Origin of the sequence: Streptomyces sp. NPDC058964, from assembly GCF_042741275.1 — a bacterium.
Classification (GTDB): domain Bacteria; phylum Actinomycetota; class Actinomycetes; order Streptomycetales; family Streptomycetaceae; genus Streptomyces.
In genome coordinates, this window is record NZ_JBHYKH010000705.1 from 1 (window position 1) to 3,653 (window position 3,653).

Below are 3,653 nucleotides of genomic sequence, written 5' to 3' on the forward strand. Positions count from 1 at the left end.
CCGACGATCTGTACGCACGGGAGTCTAGGGCCTGATAAAGAGACGGTAAGCAGCCCGTCACACCTTGGGACACGGGGCGGGCTCCGGGAGGTGGGTCCCGGGGGTGAATCCGGGGGTGCGTCCCGAGGGCGGTCCCCGGGGGTGGGTCCGAGGGTGGGGTTTTCCTCAGTGCGTCCTGGCGGTACACCTCATGGCGCGGCGTCTCGCGGCACGGCACGCTGACTCGTATGACCGAACGCCTTTCGACACCGACGCCTCGCGGGAACACCGGCGCCGCCCCCGGCGACCGCCCGCCGCCGGCCCGTTTCGCCTACGACCGGCACACCTGGTTGGAGATCGCCCACCTGCTGGCGAACCTCCCGGCGTCGCTGCTCGGATTCGTGTACGTGGTGACGATGCTGTTCACCGGTGTCGGGCTGACGGTCACGGTGATCGGATTCCCGTTGCTGGCCGCGGGACTGATGGGCGCGCGGCAGCTGGGCAAGCTGGAGCGGGCCAGGGCCCGGGCACTGCTCGGGGTGCGGGTGGACGAGCCGAGCCGGCTTCCGCTGCGCGGCGGGGGCGGCTTCTTCCCCCAGCTGTGGATGGCGCTGAAGGACCCGGTGGGCTGGCGCACCGTCCTGTACGACTTCATACGGCTTCCCTGGGGCATTCTCACCTTCGTCACCACGCTGACCTCGCTGTTCGTGCTGTGGCCGGTGCTGCCGTTCATCGCGCGGGGCCTGGCCAACGCGGACCGGGCGATGGTGCGGGCGCGGCGCTCCCCCACCCACGAGCCGGTGCCGCGGGTCGCCGCGCGGGCGGCGGGCCCCGGGCGCCGGGGCGCCCCCCCCCCGGCCCCCCCGCCCCCCCCCCCCCGCGCCCCAACGGCTGCTCTTGCCGGCCGGGGCGTCGCGGTGGCACAGCTCGAAAAGAACCTCGCAGCCTGGACCTGGAACTGACACCCGGCCGGCGGGCCCGCCCGGACGGGGCTCACCGACCCCGAGGCTCCCGCACGACGGCGACGTCGCCCGGTGCGACGGTGACCGTGCCGAGGACCTCCTTGCCGGAGAGGAGCTCCGTGGCGCCCTCGGCGACCGGGACCTGCGCGCCCCGGCCGGTGTGGTCGATGAGGAACACGTAGTCCGCCTCGGTGCCGCGCCGCCGGACCACCTCGACCCCGGGCGCGGCGGTACGCACCGGCTCCACGCCCGCCTCACCGCGGACGCGGCCGAGGAGCGCGGCGAGGGTGTCCGGGTCGGGGAGCGTGGCGACGTACCAGGCGGTGCCCCTGCCGTGCGCGTGCCGGGTCACGGCCGGGACACCGGCCAGCGGTCCGTCCGTGTACGACGCGACCGCCTCGGCGCCCTCGAGACGCACCCGCTCCGACCACAGCGTGCCCGAGGCGCCCGGCGGCACCGCACCGCTCAGGCCGACCGGCTCGCCGGGCAGCAGCGGGAACAGCTCGTCGCTGCGCACACCGACGGCCTGCCGGAACGCGCCCGGGTAACCGCCCAGCCGCACATGGCAGTTCTCGTCGACGGCCCCGCTGTGGAAGCCGACGGCGAGCGTGCCGCCACGCTCGGCGTACGACGTGAGGTTCGCCGCGCCCGCGTCGTCGACCAGGTACAGGTTCGGGGCCAGGACGAGGCGGTACGCGGAGAGGTCGGCGTCGGGGCGGACGAAGTCCACGGCCACGCCCGAGCGCCACAGCGGCTCGTACCAGGCCCGCACCAGGTCCAGGTAGCGCAGCTCACCGCTCGGCTGGGAGGGCAGTTCCACGGCCCAGCGGGCGTTCCAGTCCCAGACGATCGCGACCTCGGCGGTGCCGGTGCTGCCGCGGACCTCGGCCAGGGCCTTCAGGTCCGCGCCGAGCCGTACGACGTCCCGCCAGATCCGGCTGTCGGTGCCGGAGTGCGGCAGCATCGCCGAGTGCCACTGCTCGGCGCCCGCCTTCGCCGCCCGCCACTGGAAGTAGGCGATGCCGTCCGCGCCGTGCGCCACATGGGCGAGGGCGTTGCGGCGCAGCTCTCCGGGGCGCTTGGCCCGGTTGACCGGCTGCCAGTTCACGGCGCCCGTGGAGTGCTCCATCAGCAGCCAGGGGCCGCCGGCGAGCGAACGCATCAGGTCGCCGCTGAGTGCCACGTCGATCTCCGACTCGGGGTCGGCGGACATGAGGTAGTGGTCGTTGGAGACCACGTCCAGCTCAGGGGCCCAGCGCCAGTAGTCCAGCGCGTCGAAGTTGTGCATCACCATGAAGTTGGTGGTGGCGGGTGTCGCCGGGGCCGCCGCCCGCAGGACGTCGCGCTCCGCCGTGTACAGCGACAGCAGTTCGTCCGAGCAGAAGCGGCGCCAGTCCAGCTGGTGCGTGGGGTTGGGCACCGCACCGGTGGCACGGGGCGGGAGGATCTCGTCCCAGTCGTGGTACCACTGGCTCCAGAACGTGGTGCCCCAGGCGTGGTTGAGGGCGGCCAGGTCGTCGCCGTACCGGGCACGCAGCCAGCGGCGGAAGGACTCCGCGCTGGTGTCGCAGTAGCAGGCCGCGTTGTGGCAGCCGTACTCGTTGTGCACGTGCCACATGGCGACGGCCGGGTGGTCCGCGTACCGCTCGGCGAGCGCCCCCGCGATGCGCAGGGCAGCCTCGCGGTAGGCGGGGCTGCTGGGGCAGAACGTCTGGCGGCTGCCGTACGAGAGGGTGCGGCCCTCCCGGTCGACGGGCAGCGCCCCGGGGTGGGCCCGGAAGAACCAGGCGGGCGGGGCGGCGGTGGGCGTGGCCAGGTCGGCGGCGATGCCGTTGTCGTGCAGCAGGTCCAGGATCCGGTCCATGCGCGAGAAGTCGTACACGCCCTCGGACGGTTCCAGCAGCGCCCACGAGAAGATGCCGACGCTGACCATGTTCACGCCCGCCTCGCGCATCAGGCGCACGTCCTCGGCCCACACCTCCTCGGGCCACTGCTCGGGGTTGTAGTCGCCGCCGTAGGCGATTCCGGGGACGGACAGGGTGCGCTTCATCGGGTGGCTCCCGTGGAGGTCAGGAGGCGGCGGGTGGTGTCCACGCCCCACTGGTCGAGGGACAGCAGACGGTCGCTGGAGGCCATCAGGCCGCCGGTGGCCTCCACGTGCGCGGCCCAGCGCTCACGGGTCTCCACGGCGGGGCGGGCCATCAGGCAGTCGGGGTCGTTGATCCACAGCCGCCCGTGCTGCCACTGGCGGCCCGCTCCGGTGAACTCGGCCGGATCCTGGCCGGGCTGGCTGTAGTCGCCGGCCTCGGGACGGCGGTGCGGGGCCGTGTCGGGACTGACCCGCATCGCGTCGAACAGACCGATGGACGGCAGGATCGGCGCGCCGCAGCCCAGCAGGTGGGCCTCGGCGCCGATGGCCGCACGGATCAGCGAGACGCCCTGCCGGTACGCCGTCAGCGCGTCCGCCCCCGAGTGCCGTACGCCCTCCAGGGCGCCCGCGTAGAGGAAGTCGGTCTTGAAGTAGTCGTAGCCCTCGGCGCGCAGCGTCCCGAAGACATCGGTCAGGTACGCCGAGGCCGCCGGGTGGGTGGTGTCCAGGGCGTACAGGTCGTGGCCCCAGTTGCGGCGCGCCTGGCGCCGGCGCGCGGCGGGGGGGCGGGACCCCCACGAGGGGGGGCTGCCGGGGTGGGGCCGGGCGGGCGGGGCCGCGGC

Annotated in this window: 2 protein-coding genes and 1 pseudogene; 1 reads left to right on the top strand and 2 read right to left on the bottom strand. The window is 74.1% G+C overall.

The features are described 5' to 3' along the window. Positions 1-227: 227 nt before the first annotated feature. Complete coding sequence (locus tag ACFW2E_RS43330) at positions 228-941, top strand: sensor domain-containing protein (RefSeq protein WP_384476628.1); 714 nt, start codon at positions 228-230, stop codon at positions 939-941. Between the two features lie 31 nt (positions 942-972). On the opposite strand, the gene ACFW2E_RS43335 is transcribed toward ACFW2E_RS43330, so the two are convergent. Continuing rightward, the gene (locus ACFW2E_RS43335) at positions 973-2,991 is read right to left on the bottom strand and encodes a beta-galactosidase (protein ID WP_384476631.1); all 2,019 of its coding nucleotides are present in this window, start codon (positions 2,989-2,991) and stop codon (positions 973-975) included. Continuing rightward, a pseudogene (locus ACFW2E_RS43340) lies at positions 2,988-3,653 on the bottom strand (alpha-galactosidase); the annotation flags it as partial. The pseudogene ACFW2E_RS43340 and the gene ACFW2E_RS43335, both read right to left, overlap by 4 nt.

Excerpts from the sequence above, each read along its gene's own strand:
- ACFW2E_RS43335 (WP_384476631.1), bottom strand. The coding sequence starts at position 2,991 with ATGAAGCGCACCCTGTCCGTCCCCGGAATCGCCTACGGCGGCGACTAC.
- ACFW2E_RS43330 (WP_384476628.1), top strand. The coding sequence starts at position 228 with ATGACCGAACGCCTTTCGACACCGACGCCTCGCGGGAACACCGGCGCC.